General features: G+C 39.8%; 17 protein-coding genes and 1 other annotated feature. Of the genes, 5 read left to right on the top strand and 12 right to left on the bottom strand.

The window, feature by feature from the left end:
• Positions 1 to 24: 24 nt before the first annotated feature.
• Entirely contained in the window at positions 25 to 762 is a 738-nt protein-coding gene (locus tag EM808_RS21610) for a MurR/RpiR family transcriptional regulator (RefSeq protein ID WP_127740679.1), read from the top strand.
• Positions 763 to 833: 71 nt separating this feature from the next.
• Here the strand turns inward: EM808_RS21610 and EM808_RS21605 are convergent, their stop codons facing one another.
• The 3 genes from EM808_RS21605 to EM808_RS21595 all read right to left on the bottom strand — a co-directional run bounded on the left by EM808_RS21605 (position 834) and on the right by EM808_RS21595 (position 3,049).
• Positions 834 to 1,853: a DUF3231 family protein gene (locus EM808_RS21605; RefSeq protein ID WP_127740677.1), complete on the bottom strand. Its 1,020-nt coding sequence runs from the start codon at positions 1,851 to 1,853 to the stop codon at positions 834 to 836.
• A gap of 107 nt (positions 1,854 to 1,960) precedes the next feature.
• Entirely contained in the window at positions 1,961 to 2,494 is a 534-nt protein-coding gene (locus tag EM808_RS21600; protein WP_127740675.1) for a GrpB family protein, read from the bottom strand.
• Between the two features lie 15 nt (positions 2,495 to 2,509).
• Positions 2,510 to 3,049 (bottom strand): recombinase family protein, encoded by a 540-nt coding sequence (locus EM808_RS21595; RefSeq protein ID WP_127740869.1) that lies wholly within the window; start codon positions 3,047 to 3,049, stop codon positions 2,510 to 2,512.
• A gap of 151 nt (positions 3,050 to 3,200) precedes the next feature.
• Here EM808_RS21595 and EM808_RS21590 point away from each other — a divergent pair, with 151 nt between their 5' ends.
• Positions 3,201 to 4,664 carry a SulP family inorganic anion transporter gene (locus tag EM808_RS21590; protein WP_127740673.1) on the top strand — a complete coding sequence of 488 codons (1,464 nt, stop codon included), beginning with the start codon at positions 3,201 to 3,203 and terminating at the stop codon, positions 4,662 to 4,664.
• A 61-nt stretch (positions 4,665 to 4,725) separates the two neighbouring features.
• Here EM808_RS21590 and EM808_RS21585 read toward each other — a convergent pair whose 3' ends face one another.
• Entirely contained in the window at positions 4,726 to 5,607 is an 882-nt protein-coding gene (locus EM808_RS21585) for an SMP-30/gluconolactonase/LRE family protein (RefSeq protein WP_127740671.1), read from the bottom strand.
• A gap of 157 nt (positions 5,608 to 5,764) precedes the next feature.
• On the opposite strand from EM808_RS21585, the gene EM808_RS21580 reads away from it, so the two are divergent.
• The 3 genes from EM808_RS21580 to EM808_RS21570 all read left to right on the top strand — a co-directional run bounded on the left by EM808_RS21580 (position 5,765) and on the right by EM808_RS21570 (position 12,459).
• Positions 5,765 to 7,660, top strand: a complete 1,896-nt coding sequence (locus EM808_RS21580) for a terpene cyclase/mutase family protein (RefSeq protein ID WP_412973755.1) — start codon at positions 5,765 to 5,767, stop codon at positions 7,658 to 7,660.
• A 74-nt stretch (positions 7,661 to 7,734) separates the two neighbouring features.
• Positions 7,735 to 7,979, top strand: a binding site (T-box leader).
• An 87-nt stretch (positions 7,980 to 8,066) separates the two neighbouring features.
• A complete protein-coding gene (gene ileS / locus EM808_RS21575) occupies positions 8,067 to 11,153 on the top strand; it encodes an isoleucine--tRNA ligase (RefSeq protein ID WP_127740667.1) in 3,087 nt (1,028 codons plus the stop codon).
• Between the two features lie 127 nt (positions 11,154 to 11,280).
• Positions 11,281 to 12,459, top strand: coding sequence for a DHH family phosphoesterase (locus EM808_RS21570; RefSeq protein WP_127740665.1), 1,179 nt, complete (start codon positions 11,281 to 11,283; stop codon positions 12,457 to 12,459).
• A gap of 76 nt (positions 12,460 to 12,535) precedes the next feature.
• Here EM808_RS21570 and EM808_RS21565 read toward each other — a convergent pair whose 3' ends face one another.
• The 8 genes from EM808_RS21565 to EM808_RS21530 form a co-directional block, all read right to left on the bottom strand.
• A complete protein-coding gene (locus EM808_RS21565; protein WP_127740663.1) occupies positions 12,536 to 13,141 on the bottom strand; it encodes a precorrin-2 dehydrogenase/sirohydrochlorin ferrochelatase family protein in 606 nt (201 codons plus the stop codon).
• Positions 13,122 to 13,880 (bottom strand): sirohydrochlorin chelatase, encoded by a 759-nt coding sequence (locus EM808_RS21560; RefSeq protein ID WP_127740661.1) that lies wholly within the window; start codon positions 13,878 to 13,880, stop codon positions 13,122 to 13,124. Before EM808_RS21560 ends, EM808_RS21565 begins: the two co-directional genes overlap by 20 nt.
• Positions 13,880 to 14,653, bottom strand: coding sequence for a uroporphyrinogen-III C-methyltransferase (gene cobA / locus EM808_RS21555; protein ID WP_127740659.1), 774 nt, complete (start codon positions 14,651 to 14,653; stop codon positions 13,880 to 13,882). The genes EM808_RS21560 and cobA overlap by 1 nt, the downstream gene beginning before the upstream one ends.
• Before the next feature lie 112 nt (positions 14,654 to 14,765).
• Complete coding sequence (cysC, locus tag EM808_RS21550) at positions 14,766 to 15,377, bottom strand: adenylyl-sulfate kinase (RefSeq protein WP_127740657.1); 612 nt, start codon at positions 15,375 to 15,377, stop codon at positions 14,766 to 14,768.
• A 17-nt stretch (positions 15,378 to 15,394) separates the two neighbouring features.
• Positions 15,395 to 16,543, bottom strand: coding sequence for a sulfate adenylyltransferase (gene sat / locus EM808_RS21545; protein ID WP_127740655.1), 1,149 nt, complete (start codon positions 16,541 to 16,543; stop codon positions 15,395 to 15,397).
• A gap of 76 nt (positions 16,544 to 16,619) precedes the next feature.
• Positions 16,620 to 17,693 (bottom strand): inorganic phosphate transporter, encoded by a 1,074-nt coding sequence (locus tag EM808_RS21540; RefSeq protein ID WP_150911076.1) that lies wholly within the window; start codon positions 17,691 to 17,693, stop codon positions 16,620 to 16,622.
• A gap of 22 nt (positions 17,694 to 17,715) precedes the next feature.
• Positions 17,716 to 18,432, bottom strand: a complete 717-nt coding sequence (locus EM808_RS21535) for a phosphoadenylyl-sulfate reductase (protein WP_127740651.1) — start codon at positions 18,430 to 18,432, stop codon at positions 17,716 to 17,718.
• A 114-nt stretch (positions 18,433 to 18,546) separates the two neighbouring features.
• Positions 18,547 to 18,696: a YezD family protein gene (locus tag EM808_RS21530; protein ID WP_127740649.1), complete on the bottom strand. Its 150-nt coding sequence runs from the start codon at positions 18,694 to 18,696 to the stop codon at positions 18,547 to 18,549.
• Between the last annotated feature and the right edge of the window lie 50 nt (positions 18,697 to 18,746).

Here is an 18,746-nt window from a genome sequence, read left to right as displayed (position 1 = left end):
ATCCTAGCTTGGGAGGAGATCAACCTGTTTACAAGAGAGACGGTCCAAACATTTAATGAATTGGAAATGATTCTTTACAACTTCATAACGAAAAACAGCGATAAGGTCATTTATATGCGGATAAGAGAGCTGTCAGATCAAACCCATGTATCCACCTCAAGTATTTTACGTTTTTGCCGAAAGCTTAACTGTGATGGTTTTTCAGAATTTAAAGTGAAGCTCAAGCTGTTTTTGGACAGAAATGAGCAAGAAAATTTAAAATCTACAAAGTACTATCTATCTGAGTTTCTTGAACGGACGATGAAGGGAAATTTCGAATCACATATTCAAAAAATGGCAGAGCTTGTGCTGCGGACAGACAAAATCATTTTTGTAGGCACAGGGAGCTCAGGAATACTTGCTGAATATGGCGCAAGGTATTTTTCTAGTCTTGGCAAATTTTCCTCCTATATTAAAGACCCTTTTTATCCAATAAACAGTAAAGAATTAAAAAACAGCACTTCCATCATTCTCTCTGTTTCTGGTGAGACAGATTTCACCCTTAATTTAGCTAACCAACTTAAAATGGAAGGCTCCAACATTGTAAGTATCACGAACAACAAAAACTGCCAGCTTGCAAAAATTTCAGACATAAACATTGCCTATTATGTGACAGAAGTGTTTTTGGGAGATTCTAATATCACCTCCCAAATGCCAGTAATGTACATATTAGAAGAAAGCGCTCACATAATTCAACAGCATTTAAAAAACCCTGCTACGTAAAATAAAGACAAAGCCGTCACTTTTTGTGCAGGCTTTGTCTTTATTTTTACGCTAATAGAAAGCGTTCCTATTTACTCCGATTGCTTCTCTTTAATAAGTTTTTCCCTATCTGCTGTTGCTGGAGGCTGCTCAAGCCAGCTGTTTTCGATCATAATATTTGCCCCAGTCTTTGCATATTGAGCTATTTCGAAGGAAAGGCGTTCATAATTGACGGCAATATCACTCCTTTGGCTCGCACCAGCAGCTGTTGCATAATTGCCAATTCCTGAGGCGCTCAATAGGGACATATGAAACATCATTAATTTATCAGAGAATGTTCTGATTGTTGATTGCGTTATTCCAATATCAGATGACATTGGACTCTGGATATTTCCATCAATTAAAGTGTCCGCAAAAATTTTTACATGTTTTTTCGAAATATCCTTACCCCGAACCATGTATTCCTGGACATCTTTATTATCAGAAGTTTGTCCAAAGGCAAGACTGATTTTATAGCCAATATTATTGGTTTGGATATTCATGAACAAATGAGATATCTCGATTGCATTCAATGGACGCTTTTTATGGAAGAAATTCAAACCGCTTAAGTAGCTGTTACTGTCAATATAATCTATATTGGAAGGCGGCAAAATGTAAGGTGACCTGACTAACAAGCCTTTTTTCCTTAACACATCATTACTGTGTTTATAGAGCTTAACAGTTAATTGCAGGGATAAAATAAAGTGCTCAATGATATCCTCTCGATAGCTCATAGCAGTGAAACCACTATAGGCAAGCATCCCCGCTTTTGCCATATGATTTATATATAATAAAGAGAAGGTATCTGTAAATAAAGCAGGGGCATCAAGATGAACATCTTTATCTGTAAAACCATATGGCTGTGCAAAATTCTCTTCATGAAAAATATGCTGAAGCTTATTCACTTCCTCGATGGAGATTGAATTCGCACTTTCCACAATCTCGGCTATCTCTTTATCTGTAATATACTGTTTCATATGGCTTAGCACACATTTACTCATCGTGTTATTCATATAAGAGGTCCATAACGAAGCTATCTCAGTCGAGGTAAGCTCTATCTTCTGTTCTGGCATGATTTTCCTCCCGCGCAAAGTTGATATACTTAATATTCTCCTTTTTACTTTTTTTTATTATTAGTCTAGCTAATAAAATGGAGACTGTATGTGCGGGAGTTTTTCATTTAAGAAGTAGAGGTATTTTTTTTGCAGTTTGCCCAAGCTAATGCCTTTTGCTCAAGAGCTGCTGTAAGTTCATGCTTTCCCAATATATAAGCATTTATATTATTTGGGTGCTTTTGTGCTAATGCTGCTTTTAAATCACCGTATTGTTTAGCATCCTCCTTGTTTACACGTAAATAATCACGGAATGCAAGGTGACGGAATATGTCCTTATTATCTTTCTCATAAATATGGAGATGATGTGTGCGTTCCTCTCCGCCTTTTTGCAAATATCTTCGGCCGGGAATCCCATTCTCACCCTTCGCTTCATAACCTAATTCGGCCATTTCATTATAAAACTTCTCCACATTATGTATATTTGTAACAACAGGCATTATATCAATAATGGGTTTTGCCTTCATGCCATGTATGCTCGTGCTTCCAATATGATGTACTTCCAGTATTTCTTGGCCGAAAATATTTTCAATCTGCCGTTTTTCTTCTTCAAACAGAGAAATCCACTCTTCCCTATATGTGCACACCTCAACTTTGCGCATAAGCTCACCACCTTATTAGTTTTCTAAATAACGGTATAAAGTAGATTTGCTTATACCTGTGGCCTCTTTAATTTCTTTTAAGCTATATCTTTTACTTTGATACATTTCAATAGCCTTTTTTACATTTTCATCTGCTTTACGGGGTCTTCCTGTCGATATACCCTTTTTCTTCGCATATTCCATTCCCTTTTTAGTTCGTTCACTAATAATCTCATTTTGAAATTCAACTAAATGTCCAACCATTTTCTTCAAGGAATATTCTTTTTGCTGCTCCATATCAATCTCTTCATGCAATGTCTGCAAATAGACTCCCTTTTGCTCAAGGACCTCCAGTAATTCAAAAAGATGCCTGCTAGAGTCTGCTAGTGTAAACAATCTGCATACTACAATTTTGTCTCCCTTATTTAACTGCTCCAGCAGCTGGTGAAGCACCGTTCTTTTTTTTGCAGAGGAGTGCCCTTCTTTTACTATCCTTGCGCATAAGCCAGTAAGCTTCTGTTCCTGAAGCTTACAATCCGTATCCTCCTGGGCAGGCCGCATATAGCCAATTATCATCATTATGCCTCCCTTGTTATTTCTGCTATTAATTATTATAGATAGGAAAATGGCTTTTGTAAAAATCGTCCCAATATATATTCCCTTTTGGGAAAATTTCTGTTACACTTCTCCTTATTGAGACTTGCCAACTATAATGAGGTGAATAATTTTGATAGAAAAAATAAAACGTGAATGGTTTTTCAATGTCCGAGCTGATATTCTTTCAGGTATCGTCGTTGCATTGGCATTGATCCCAGAAGCAATTGCCTTCTCGATTATTGCGGGTGTTGACCCAATGGTTGGGTTATATGCTTCCTTCTGTATTGCCATAATCATTTCTTTTGCTGGCGGAAGACCTGCGATGATATCTGCGGCAACAGGGGCGATGGCATTGCTGATGGGGCCATTAGTAAGAGATTACGGGCTGGAATATTTGTTTGCAGCAACAATTCTTACAGGAGTTTTCCAGGTGGTTTTTGGCATTTTTAAAATTGCCAAGCTAATGAAGTTCATACCAAGAGCAGTTATGATTGGATTTGTGAATTCCCTTGCCATCTTAATATTTATGGCACAAATGCCCCATTTCCTCGGGATTTCCAATATGACGTATGTTTTCGTTGCCATCACTTTATTGATTGTTTATATTTTGCCTAGATATGTTAAAGTCGTCCCAGCACCTTTAATTGCTATTATAGTGTTAACGATTGTATCTATCTTTGGAAATATGCAGCTTGAAACCGTGGGCGATTTAGGCAATATAACAAAAACCTTGCCATCATTCTTGATTCCAGATATTCCATTCAACCTTGAAACACTTGCTATTATTTTTCCATATAGCATCGCCATGGCAGTTGTAGGGTTATTAGAGTCACTGCTAACAGCAAGTATTCTTGATGATGCAACAGACACAAACAGCAATAAGAACAGAGAAGCCAGAGGACAAGGGATTGCTAACATCATTACAGGCTTCTTCGGTGGTATGGCTGGCTGTGCTATGATTGGCCAATCTGGAATTAATGTAAGATCAGGAGGCAGAGGCAGACTATCCACCTTTGTCGCAGGGGCTTTTTTAATGTTTTTAATCATAGTGCTAGGAGATCTTGTTGTCCAAATACCAATGCCAGTGCTTGTTGGCATTATGATTATGGTTTGTATTGGCACATTTGATTGGTCTTCCTTCAAGTACTTAGTAAAAGCTCCGCGAACAGACGCAATTGTCATGCTTGTTACAGTGGTTATTGTAGTTGCTACACATGACTTGTCAAAAGGAGTCATTGCAGGTGTTATTTTGAGTGCTGTCTTTTTTGCAGCGAAGATATCACATGTTAATGTAACGAAGAAATTTACGGAAAATGAGCATAAATTCTTTGTGCAGGGCCAACTGTTTTTTGCATCTGTCGACAGCTTTGTAGCCGCATTTAACAACGCATACCAGAACAAAAATATCGTTATTGATTTTTCTGAAGCCCGTATTTGGGATGATTCTGCTGTTGGAGCCATTGATAAAGTTGTTCTTAAGCTCAGAGAAAATGACAACTCAGTCAATATTATCGGCTTAGATTCTGCCAGCAAAAATCTCGTTGATAAGCTGGCAATCTTCCAAAATCAAAACGCAAAACCAACTGGAAGCTAAATATAATCAAAAAAAGATTCATGGATACATTACCATGAATCTTTTTTCTCTTTCATGCGTTTCAGCCGCCAAAATAATTCCCAGGAAATCCTTTCACATCCATCTTGCATTTATAAAGTGCTCCTGATAACGGGAATTTTTCCAGCTCCTCTGTACTCATACCTGTACGTGCTGTAGTAATATACAGTTCCTGTGTATTTTCTCCGCCAAATGCACAGGAAGTAACATTTGGTGCTGGCACATTAATTGCCTCTAATTTCTTTCCGCTATTTGGATTCCACCTTGAGACCTGTCCGCCTCCCCAATGGGCAATCCACAGCATTCCTTCTTCATCTATCGTCATTCCATCAGGGAAGCCGTCTTCATCTGAAAAATCAATGATAGCCTGCTTATTTTCAATGTCACCAGAATCTAAATCATAATCAAACTGATATACCTTTTGTACAGGTGTATCGATAAGATAAAGGTACTTATTGTCTAAAGACCAAGCCAACCCATTAGAAGTGCTTAACTTATCAACCTTCTTCGTAATGGTCCCGTCTTTCTCTAAACAATATAATGCTGCTTTCTCCTTCTCATCCTCTGTACTCATTGTTCCTGCCCAGAAACGACCTTGTGCGTCGCATTTCCCGTCATTAAACCTGTTAGAAGGCAAGTGCTCCTCTGGATCAAAGATAGCCTGCAATTCCCCGCTGTCCAGGTCTAAATAGTGAATGCCGTTTTCTAACGCAACAACTGCTTTATTCCCGTCAGGAACTGGAATAATGGCACTGACTTTTTGTGAAAGTACTACTTCCTTATTTTCGTTTTTGCTCGGATTATGGATACAAACTTTTCTTTTATCGATATCAACCCAATACAGCAGTTCCTTCTTATCATCCCAAAACGGTCCTTCTCCTAATTCTGCATTCGCATCAAACACAAGCTCTAATTTCCGAACCATACAATCTCCTCTTTCTGCACTTTTATTTTCTTTCCATATACCTCAATTCTTGCTCATAAAAACCGCTTCCATTTTTTTCTTTTCCCTTTTCATTCATGATAACCCAGCTAAGCCGCATACCTTAGAAAATAGAATATCGTTACCCGAGGTGATTACTTTGGAAACAGAACTGATTGTTAGAGAACAAAAACGGAGAGTAGCTGAACTTGCGAGTCTCCAACATACAGACGGCTCCTTTCGCTTTCGTTTTCAAGGCAGTTTAATGACAGATGCCTTCTTTATCATTACATGCAGAGCGCTGGATATGAAAACTGAGGAGGAAAACATTAAGCTACTTGTTGACTCACTGAAAGCCTCCCAACAGAAGGAAGGATATTGGAAAGCATATCAGGATGAACCGAACGGCCATTTATCTGCAACAATTATCGCCTATACAGCTCTTTTATATTCTGGGTATGTGAATCGGTCTGATGAAAACATGAAAAAAGCAAAGTCCTTTATAGTGACAAACGGAGGTATTTCTAAAGCACATTTTATGATTAGGTGGATGCTTTCAGTCAATGGGCTTTATCCATGGTCTAAAATGATTTATGTACCCATGACTTTTTTGCTGCTGCCGTCCTTCCAACCGGTAAATTTCTTTCAATTCAGCGCATATGCGCGTATTCATTTCATCCCAATGCTCCTTGCCTCTAATAAAAAATTCACCATCAAATCCAAAAACAAACCAAACCTAAGTGACCTTCATATTAGAAATGACGAAGCCTCCCCTGCCATAGAGTATTTAGAGGATGAAAGATCTCCTTTCTCTTTTGTTTGGAAGGAAATGAAAAGAATTGGGAAATGGCCCAGCTATCTTCATCAGCTTGGCTATTACTATGCTGAGAAATATATATTAGACCGGCTCGAGGAGGATGGGACACTATACAGCTATGCAAGTGCAACCTTTTTTATGATTTATGGGCTCCTGTCACTCGGCTATCGCAAAGACTCACCTGTTATTCAAAAGGCTATGTCAGGACTGTCCGCCCTTATTGACAAAACAGGAACACATGCCCATTTGGAGAACTCAACAAGCACAGTATGGGACACAGCATTAATAAGCTATAGCCTTCAAGAAGCAGGGTGTTTGCCAAACGATGATTTCATCTCCAAATCTGTTGACTATCTTTTAAAAAAGCAGCACACAAAATTAGGAGACTGGCATGTTCATAACAAAGGGACCTCTCCTGGAGGCTGGGGGTTTTCTGACATTAATACAAATAATCCAGATAATGATGACACCTCTGCTGCGTTAAGAGCCTTAACAAGATCAGCCGCCAATAATAAGGTCATTCACGAAGCCTGGCAGCGTGGGACTAACTTTCTGCTGTCCATGCAAAACAAAGATGGCGGTTGGGGAGCGTTCGAAAAAAATACAGATTGGGAGCTTCTTCAGCATGTGCCAATTGAAAATGCCAAAGATGCTGCTGTCGATCCATCTACACCAGATTTGACAGGCAGAGTACTTGAATATTTAGGGAATTTTGCCGGTTTAACAGAAAATCACCCTCACTTAAAGGCCTCTGTTCAATGGCTCCTAGACAACCAAGAGAGGGACGGCTCCTGGTACGGGCGCTGGGGTGTTTGCTATATTTATGGGACATGGGCAGCAATCACTGGTTTAAGGGCTGCTGGATTTTCCGAAAAGCATGCGAGTATAGAAAAAGGTGTTAAGTGGTTGAAATCCATTCAAAGACAGGACGGAGGCTGGGGTGAATCATGCCGAAGCAGTGAAAAGCGCACATTTATCGCCCTTCCCTTTAGTACAGATTCGCAGACTGCTTGGGCAATTGATGCCCTTGTAGCCGCAGGTGAATCGAAAAGTGAGGCAGTTACAAGAGGACTAAAATTTCTTTTAACAGCAAACAAGAATACGCTGAGCAGCACCTATCCTACAGGAATTGGGCTGCCTGGACAATTCTATATTCATTACCATAGCTACAGCAAAATCTATCCCTTACTGGCAATTTCCCATTATTTACAGTCACTAAAGAACACTAATTCCGTATAGTATACTACTACAGCTATTATCTCTTGTATAAAGAACTGATAAGTGCTATTATATACAAAACATTCCAGAATTTATAAAAATCGATGAAGAGAACAAGTACGTCTTGGCATGAATTTACAGCGAGCCGGGTATGGTGGAAGCCGGCAATGAATCCAGACAGAAACATCACCTCTGAGATGCAAGGCTGAAATAGGAGTAAGCCTTGCCGGGACTTCCACCGTTAACAAGGAACACGTATGATGGTACGTTGACTAAGAGCTGACTGCTTATTGCAGCAGAATTTGGGTGGTAACGCGGGTATATAACACTCGTCCCTTTTTATAGGGACGGGTGTTTTTTATTTTTACTCAATCTGTCATGTTCCAGTATCTTCTGGTAAGCATTCACCTTTAAAGGAGGATTTATCATGGAAAAAAGCCAACAGCAAACGCAAACAGAAAGAGAGAAAAGGGTACGCTTATTTTGGGAGCAGGAGCATATTTTTGAAAAATCAGTAGCAGCAAGAAAGGATCAAGAATCCTTTGTTTTCTACGAGGGACCACCTACTGCTAATGGTATGCCCCATGTAGGCCATGCACTTGGCAGAACAATAAAGGATATCATCGCACGCTTCCAGACAATGGCAGGCAAGCAGGTCGTCCGCAAGGCTGGCTGGGACACACATGGTTTGCCAGTTGAACTTGGCGTGGAGAAAGCTTTAGGCATCTCTGGTAAGCAAGCAATTGAGGACTATGGAGTAGAGGCATTTATTCAAAAATGCAAGGAGAGCGTCTTTTCCTATGAAAAGCAATGGCGGGATTTCACGAAGGAATTAGGTTATTGGGTGGACATGGAGAATCCTTATATGACAATGAGCAATGAATACATTGAGTCTGTTTGGCATATCCTCGGCACCATTCATGACAAAGGACTGCTATACAAAGGACATAAGGTTTCTCCCTACTGCCCAAGCTGCCAAACATCCTTAAGCTCCCATGAGGTTGCGCAAGGCTATAAAGATGTTAAAGACTTAAGCGCAACTGTAAAATTCAAACTAAAAGACAGAGATAACGAGTTTATCCTCGGCTGGACGACAACTCCTTGGACATTACCAGCAAATGTTGCACTTGCGGTTAACGCAAAGCTTGAATATGTCCGGATACAGACAGGTGCTGAAATCCATATAACAGCTAAAGCTCTTGCCCAAAAGGCTATGTCGGCTGACAGCGTTATTCTCGAAACAATAGAAGGTAGTGCATTACTCGGACTTCATTATGAAGCACCATTCTCCTTCATCACTGTCGATAAGGGCCATTATGTCGTCCACGGAGATTTTGTTACAGCAGACAGCGGAACAGGCATTGTCCATATCGCACCTGCATACGGGGAAGACGATTATCGTCTAGTCCAAGAAAATGATCTTTCCTTTGTTCAGGTCGTTGATGGGAGCGGTAAATATACAGAAGCAGTCACTCCACTAGCAGGCAGATTTGTTAAAGACTGTGACGTGGATATCATCAAGCTGCTTCATGAAAAAGGCTTATTATTTCATAAAGAAAAATATGAACATTCCTACCCTCATTGCTGGCGGTGTGATTCGCCCCTTCTGTATTATGCACTTGAAAGCTGGTTCATTCAAACAACAGCTGTGAAGGATGCAATGATAGCAAATAACCAGCAGGTAAACTGGTATCCAGACCATATAAAGGATGGGCGCTTCGGGAATTTCCTAGAACAAATGGTAGATTGGAACATCAGCCGCAGCAGGTATTGGGGAACACCTTTGAATGTTTGGGAATGTCCTGCATGTAAGAAACAAACGGCACCAAAAAGCATCGCTGATTTAGAGAACCTAACAGACAGTAATTTGGATGAGCTTGAGCTTCATAAGCCATATGTCGATAACATAACATTCCCTTGTCCTTCCTGTAGCACGCTGATGGTACGCACACCTGAGGTAATCGACGTTTGGTTCGACAGTGGCTCCATGCCCTTTGCACAATATCATGCTCCATTTGAAAACAAGGAACTATGGAAAAGCCAGTATCCAGCAGACGTAGTTGTTGAGGGAATTGACCAAACACGCGGCTGGTTCTATTCCTTATTAGCTGTATCTACGCTTTATAATGGAGAACTGCCATATAAAAATGTTTTAGCAACAGGCCATGTACTTGATGAAAATGGCCAGAAAATGTCTAAAAGCAAAGGAAACGCACTCGATCCGGTTGAGCTTATCTATGAATACGGAGCTGACTCATTAAGATGGGCATTGATCGAAGACAGCGCTCCATGGAACCAGAAAAGATTTTCAGTTAAAAATGTCCAAGAAGCAAAATCTAAATTAGTCGATACATTAACAAGCCTTCATCATTTCTATAAGCTGTATGCTGACATTGACGGATTTAGCCCACAATCATCTATTGAAGCTGGTTCGTTAACATTAATGGACAAATGGGCTAATTCCCGTCTTGCTTCGACTGTATCTCAAGTAAACAAGGAAATGGAAAACTTCCAGCTTACAAACGCAGCAAGGCATATCGGCAATCTGCTTGAGGATGTTAGCAACTGGTATATCCGCCGAAACAGAGAAAGGTTCTGGAGTGAAGGAATGACCGCAGACAAAACATGCGCTTACCATACCCTTTATAATCTGCTTGTGCAAATAACAAAGCTGCTTGCACCATTTACGCCTTTTACAGCTGAAGATATACATTATAAACTGACAGGCAAAAGTGTCCATTTGGAGGATTTCCCAAAAAGCAATGAATTGACCATTGATTTAGAGCTTGAGCAGAAAATGAGCGCAGTCAGAGAAATTGTGGAGCTTGGTAGAAGCATTCGTCATCAGACCCAAGTCAAAACAAAACAGCCTTTGGCCATGATGGCAATCGTTTCAAACGAACTAACTTCTGATGTACTGCGAAGCTTTAGTGAAATCATCAAGAGTGAGCTGAATGTGAAACAGATAGATTGGGCCGAATCGAGTAAGGGATATATTCAGCATAGCCTTAAGCTTAACTTTAAAAATGCCGGCAAGCGCCTTGGCAAGCTGGCAAATCCTGTTCATAACGCCCTCTCCACTTTGACACAGAAAGAGATTGAGCAATTTCTTCATGATTGGCAATTAACTTTAAATCTGGATGGGCAACAAGTAGAGCTTCAAAAAGAAGATGTGCTTGTTTATAAGTCTGCTTCTAGGTCAGGCTATAGTGAGGCATCAAACAGAAACTTTACTGTTATAATAGATACGAGCATCACTGCTGAGTTGGCACAGGAAGGTTTCATAAGAGATTTTATTCGCTCTGTTCAAGACTTAAGAAAGCAGAAAAACCTACCTGTTGAAAAGCGTATTGATTTAAAGCTTGGCGGGTCTCAGGAATTTCTTTCATTAGTAAGGGAACACGAGAGCCTTATCAGCAGTGGCATTCTTTTAAATAACATCTATTATCAGATGTCAGATAATATGGTTGAAATGCAAGTAGGCAACTATCAGGTTTTTGTTTCTTTTGAATGATAGTAAATGAGTGACCTAAGTAGCATCCTTAGGTCTTCTCTTTTTATGTTCTAATAAGAAGAATTATTCGAGATAGTTGTTCTATTTTTTCCATATTAGATTATACTATTGGGCAGAGGTGAAAAAAATGTATAAATTATTATCGCATAACGACCTGGATGGAGTCGGCTGCGGAATCATTGCAAAGCTTGCCTTTGGAGAAAGCGTAGAGGTACGCTATAATTCCGTTTCCAGCCTTAATCTAGAAGTGGAAAGATTCCTTGATCACAAACCTGAGGATACCTTTCTAATTGTGACAGACCTGTCTGTCAGTGAAGAGAATGCCATCAGGCTTGATGATTATTATAAGAAGGGCGGCAAGGTTCAACTTATTGATCACCATAAAACAGCCTTGCATCTTAATGATTTTGAATGGGGACATGTTTTAGTAGAGGATGCAGATGGGATATCCACATGTGCTACTTCCTTATTGTATGAGTACCTTGTAAAAAACGGACACCTAACTGCCTCTGACAGCATGGCAGAGTTTGTTGAGCTTGTCAGACAATACGATACTTGGGATTGGGAGAAAAATGAAAACTTTGACGCCCAAAAGCTTAATGCACTTTTTTACTTAATTTCTTTTGATGAATTTGTAGAAAAAATGGTGGAGAGACTGGCAAACAGTGATCACTTCTTCTTTGATGAAGTTGAAAAACAGATTCTCGACTTAGAAGAAAAGAAAATTGAACGCTATATTCGCCGGAAAAGGCGCGAGCTAGTTCAAGCACAGGTCGACGGTTATTATGCCGGAGTTGTCTATGCTGAATCCTATCATTCAGAGCTAGGCAATGAGTTAGGCAAGGATTATCCTCATCTGGATTATATTGCAATTCTTAACATCGGCGGAAAAAGGGTCGGCTTCCGCACCATTCATGATCATGTCGATGTTTCCAAGATTGCTGGTACATATGGTGGAGGCGGACATGTTAAGGCATCCGGCTGCACAATGACAAATGAAGCATATAAAAGCTTTGTGACAGATACATTCCCACTTGAACCATTAAGGGAAGACCCAAGAAAGAACGATTATAACAAGAAAAACTCTCCATTAGGTACACTCTATGAAAATAAACACGATGAGTTGTTTTATTTATACCCAGTCGGCAAGCAGCAATGGGTCATTAACAAAAAGAAGACAAAGCTGCCTGAAACATTTTCCTCTTTCCAGGAAGGTGAAAACTTCTTAAAGAGAAATCACGGTGCATGGATGTGCAAGGATGACAAATATGTACGTTATGTAATGGAATTTGTAAAAACTAAATAATAAACGATAGCCTGCCGCTAGCATATCGGCAGGCTTTTAATCGAAAGCAAAGCAAAAAACCTCTAACATCCTCTTGTTAGAAGTTTTGGAAAATCCTCTGAAAGTCCTTTCTTAACAAGGAGGACTGTCTATATTTATTATCTGTAATTTCCTCCAACAAACCTTTTTTATCTGCAGGAGTCAAATTGGCCTTTTTAATCATTTCCCGGGCATTAAACAGAAAATCCAAATATTCCTCCATGTCCTCTTCATACTCTTGTGCCCAGCTCTCTTTAATTTTCCTTGCCAAAATCGGGCTTGCCCCCATTGTGGAGACACTTAATGTTAGCCTGCCCCTTTGAAGGCTAGCAGGTACATGACAATTTCCGTTGGCTATTGCTGAAACATCATTCACCAGCATGCGGTCACTCAGCTTACTTGCAATAGTATGATTTGTTTGCGGATTATTTGTAGCTGCGACAACAAAAAAGGCTCCTTCAAAATCTACATCTGTCACTTCTCTTTTTACTGCTGCAATTACTCCCTTTCGCTCAAGCTCCTCAAGCTCTGGGCATATTTCAGGGCTGATGACTGTAATTCTTGCATCTGCTTCCAGAAGTGCGCGCACCTTCCTTAGTGCAATACTGCCTCCTCCGGCAACAACACATTTCTTATTCTTCATATCAACCATTAATGGGAACATACTTATCAGCCTCTGCCGCTTCTTTAATTCTGTCTTTTAAAATGCTTGAGATAAATGGGTGATAGCCTAAGTAGCTGCAAAGCTCATACTTCTTTTCTGCATTCGAAAGGGAATTTATTGTTTTTTTCATCGTATTCATCAATATTCCAGTGAACAGTAAATATGGGATTACGATAATATTTTCGTAAGAGGATTGGTTTGCAGCCAAAAGGGCATCCTCAAAGCTTGGAGAAGCGGCTGTTAAATAGCAATCCTCCACTTTTATTCCATTAAGTGAGCTCTCCACCATATCTCCTATTTCTCTTAGATCACGTTTCACATCTGGATCACTGCTTCCTCTGCCTACTAAAAGAACAAGAGCATCCTTTGCTTTATATGATTGTGACTGCTTAACTTTATGTGCCACAATCTCTGCCATTTTTTCATGAACACCAATTGGACGCCCATAATGCAATTGAATAGCTGGAAATTCCTTCACAAGCTCATCAAGGACTTCAGGAATATCCACCTTCGCATGTGCAGCTGTCAGTAAAAGAACGGGCACAGCATAAATAGTCGTTGCTCCTTTAGCTACACATGCCTTGAAGCCTTCCTCGATACTAGGCTCAGACAGCTCAAGAAAAGAATATTCCTGGATAGGGTAACTGCTTTCCTTCATACATTCCTTTATGAAGGTTATCGCTTGATCGCTCGCTTCCTTTACTCTGCTGCCATGGCATATATATAAAACAGCTTCCATTATAAAACCACTTCTTTCGCCAATGAATCTTCAAATGAATTTTCAAACCATTGGATTTTTTCTCGCATCCGAACAACCTCACCAATAATAATCATACATGGGTTCTCAATCTTTCCTTTTTCCGCATCTTCTACTACCTTGTCTAAAGTTGTGACAATCGTTTTTTGGCTGCTTGTTGTACCCCAATTAATTAAAGCAACAGGTGTATCTCCGCTTTTTTGGAACGAAAGCAGCTTTGCTCTTATATTAGGCAAATTTCTCACACCCATATAAATTGCAAGTGTATCAATATGACATAGTGCTTCCCATTTAATGCTATCCTCTTCCCCATTTTTCATATGCCCTGTTACAAATGCAAAAGAAGAACCATAGTTTCTATGCGTTACAGGTATGCCAGCATAGCTTGGTGCAGCAATGCCTGCCGTAATGCCTGGCACAATTTCAAATGGAATTTGGTTTTTAGCTAGTTCTTCCGCTTCTTCTCCGCCTCTGCCAAAAACAAATGGGTCTCCCCCTTTGAGCCTTGTTACGATTTTCCCTCTTTTAGCATGCTTCACAAGAGTCTGATTGATTAATTCCTGCTTCATCACATGATGATGCGGTAGCTTCCCGCAGTAAATCAGCTCTGCTTTCGGTTTTGCATAATGCAGCAGCTCCTCATTAACAAGACGATCATATACAATGACATCAGCATTTTTTATGCAATTCAGCCCTTTAACTGTAATTAGTTCTGGATCTCCAGGTCCTGCTCCTACTAAATATACTTTCCCCACAATTTCACCTTCCCTCTGTTGCTGCAGTAAAGCCCTTAAAAACAAGCGATATTAACAGAAAGGAATTATAGGATTCTCACAAACGAGACACTATAATTCCTTTTTCTATCATTTATATGTTTCTATAATAGCCTTTTTCTTTCAAAAATTGAACAATTTGTTCTACACAATCTTCAATAGAAGATTTTTCTGTATCTATCACAATTTCCGGATTTGCCGGTTCCTCGTACGGGGAGCTGATTCCTGTGAAATCTTTAATAATTCCTTGTCTAGCCTTTTCGTAAAGACCTTTAGGATCTCTTGCCTCACAAGCCTCAAGGGAGCACTTCACATATACTTCAACGAACTCATCATCTTCAAGCAATGCTCTTACTTCCTCGCGATCATTCCGGAAAGGAGAAATAAATGCTGTCAGCACGACTTGGCCGCTGTCTACAAACAGCTTGCTGACCTCACCGATTCTGCGAATATTTTCCTTTCTGTCCTCTTCCGAGAAGCCAAGGTCCTTATTAATTCCGAATCGGATATTATCACCATCAAGCACATATGTGTGCGTTTCATCCTGAAACAATCGCTCTGCAACTGCATTTGCTACAGATGATTTTCCTGAACCAGAAAGCCCAGTGAACCATAATACATAGCTGTGATGTTTGCTTTTCTCTCTTCTGCGTCCTTTTGAAACTGTCTGGTCATGCCAAGTAATATTTGTACTTTTGCCGCTCATTTCCGTATCCCCCTGTATTATGAATGGATCTCTTGGTTCTTTAAGCCTCTTATCAGCACTTCCACTACCTCTTTGCGGCTGAATGTGCTTGGCGGAATTTCACCGTTTCTTAGAAGCTCGCGCACCTTTGTTCCAGATAAAATTTCGTGATGCTCCTTGTCATGAGGGCATGTTTTCGTAGATGCCATATTTTCGCACTTTCTGCAATAGAAGCTATGCTCAAAGAACAGCAGGTTAATGCCTAATTCTTCTGATGTAAATTGGTCGAAAATTCTTTGTGCATCATATGTGCCATAATAATTGCCAACACCAGCATGGTCACGTCCAACAATAAAATGAGTGCAGCCATAATTTTTTCTTACAAGCGCATGGAATACTGCTTCTCTTGGCCCAGCATAACGCATAGCAGCAGGGAAAACAGCAAGAAATACTCGATCCTCAGGATAATAGTTTTTCAATAGCACTTGGTAGCTTTCCATACGCACATCTGCAGGAATATCATCTGATTTTGTTTCACCTACCAGCGGGTTCAAGAATAAACCATCTACTGTTTCCAAAGCAGTCTTTTGAATATATTCGTGTGCACGGTGCACAGGATTTCTTGTTTGGAAGCCGACAACTGTGCTCCAGCCTTTATTTTCGAACACTTCTCGTGTATCCTTTGGCTCCAAATAGAAGCTTTCAAATTTAGTTCGTTTTAGTTTTTTTAATAATTTGATAGCTCCTCCAACATACACATCGCCTCTATCAAATACTTTCTTCACACCAGGATGAGCCAAATCTGCAGTGCGGTAAACAGCCTCTGCCTCTTTTGCTTTGTTTGGTGTAAATTTATCTTCGACTGTAAGTACACCATAGACCTCTCCATTATGAACAAGCTTAACTGTTTCGTTTAGTTCTAGATTATTTGCTTGCTCCTCTGAAACAGGAAGTGTAATCGGAATACTCCAAATTTGCCCTGAAGCAAGTCTCATATTTTGTACAACGGATTCATAGTCCTTTTGAGATAAAAATCCAGTTAATGGACTGAAAGCACCATTGCCGATCAATTCAAGATCACTTAATGCAACCCCATCGATTTCAAGCTCCTTCGTTAATCCACTGATATCATAATTAGGTTCCCATAAATTGATTAGTGTTCCTCCATGAGGTTTGCTTAATGCCATAATGTTTGCACCTATCCTTCCAGTAACTAGTTAGTAATATTAGTATTATATTTTAATAGAAACGGCTTTGATCCTATCAAATGCCGCCCCCATCCTCATATACAGAGCGACTGTCTTCCTTTATCGATTTAACAAGACTTAATGTCCCTAATGTAGCGATACATACACTTGTCAAAACAAGTACATTGTAAAAATCATTTTTAATGAAAAGCTGTACAAGGCAATAGGATATGACGAGAGACAAAACAGGTGAAACAATCCATACTTTTATAATGCGATGAATCATTTGCTTTTTGAATAGCCCCATGCCATTTTTCGCAACGCCAATGCCAATGATTGCTGTGCTCGTAACTTGAGTCAAAGGCACAGGCAATCCAAAAACAGAGGCGATTGTTACTAAGCTCGCTCCTATGCTGGAAATAACCCCGCCCTCAAGCTTGCTGAATTGGACAATTTTTTTTCCATTTGTTTGCAGTACTCTTCCACCAAGCAGCATAGCACCAACACTGATTGCCAAGCCTCCTAATATAATTCCACTGCTCATCGAAATAAGGTTTGCCCCTACCATTGGTCCTACAGCATTAGCAACATTGTTCATCCCTGCCGAAAATGCTTCAAAAAAGCCAACAACAATAACAAAAACAGATAAGTACCGCTGCGATTTGCTCGCTTTAAGCCAGTTGTATTTCCTTTCAGCTCTTATAATCAATTTCCCTGCTGCAAGGGCTATTCCAAAAGAAATGAAAGGAATAAGAACCCAAAAGAAAACAATCCATAAAATATGTCCTATAAAAATACTTTTATATGCAACTCCAACACCAACAACACTACCGACAGTAATTTCACTTGTTGATAAGGGTATTCCCATAAGATTTGCGATAAACAGGGAAAGGGCAGCAGAGGACAAAATAATCAAAACAATATTTGCGTTTAATAAGCTGCTTGGGATAAGCCCCTCCCCGATAGTCTTGACTACTTCACTTCCTCCTAATACGGCTCCTAGAAAAATCGCCACACCACATACAAGAAGGGCATGCCTTTTTTTCGGGATAGCACCTGAACCATATGCTACCCCAAGACTTGCTGCTGCTCCACTTGCTCCGATGTTCATTGCAAAAAATAACGACATTAAACCGGCAAGAATAATCATCATAATAGTTGTTTCCTTCTAGTTATTGTAAATGCAGCCCACATTCTGTTTTCCCTTTTCCTGTCCATCTTCCAGAGCGTAAATCATCCATTGAGAACGCAGGCTGTGTGCATGTTCTGCAGCCGATGCTCGGATAACCATTATCATGAAGAACATTATAATCAAGCTGGTTTTTATGGGCGTATCTCCATACATCCTTCCAAGTCCAGTGAATAAGCGGGCATACTTTAATGCTTTTAAATTTTTTGTCTATATTAATATATTCCGTGTTAGCCCTCGCACCGCCCTGTTCTCTTCTCAAGCCTGAAATCCAAGCTGTAGAACCAGAGAGCACAGAATTCAACGGGATAATTTTTCTGATTTCACAGCATTTATTTGGATTCGTTGTCCAAAGCTCATCACCATACTGTTCCGCTTGCTCGTCCAGGGTCAATTCTGGTTTTTTCATTTCAATTTGCAATTGTGGATATTTCTTTTTCACCTTTGCAATTAATTCATATGTTTCCTTAAAGTGCACATCAGTATCTAGAAATACAATCTTAGCATTTTCTTTTACCTTCGATATTAGGTCAATCAGAACGATTCCTTCTATTCCAAAACTGCAAGCATAAACAATTTCTTCTTCATAAGTATCATAGGCCCATTCTAGAACTTCCAAAGCGCCTTTTGTTTCTGTATCGCTTGGAAAGGCTGGCAGTCTATAACTATCGATATTTTCATAAGTTAATAGTTCACTCAAGTTGCATACTCCCTTTCACTTTGTGTGCATTGCACCGTTTAACGCGCGCAAAAAAGACAGCTTTAACACGATGCATATGTGCCAAAACTGCCTCTAGTTTCTCTAGTCAGCATTTTATTTACCAAGTCGAATTTTTTCACTTTTTTCAATTTGAATGACTTTTCCATCCTGAACAATTAAAGTAATGGAGCCGAACTTCATATTCTTTAACATTTCCTCCAACTGATCTTTAATTTTGTCCAGTTGATTTGTTGTTTCCCCCATTAACAAATCCCTCCTACAAACAAAAAACTGTACTGTTAATCATGGCAATA

It is taken from the genome of Niallia taxi (assembly GCF_004005475.1).
Lineage (GTDB): Bacteria > Bacillota > Bacilli > Bacillales > Cytobacillaceae > Niallia > Niallia taxi.
Note: the sequence above shows the minus strand (reverse complement) of the source record. Positions and strands in the feature narration are given on the sequence as shown.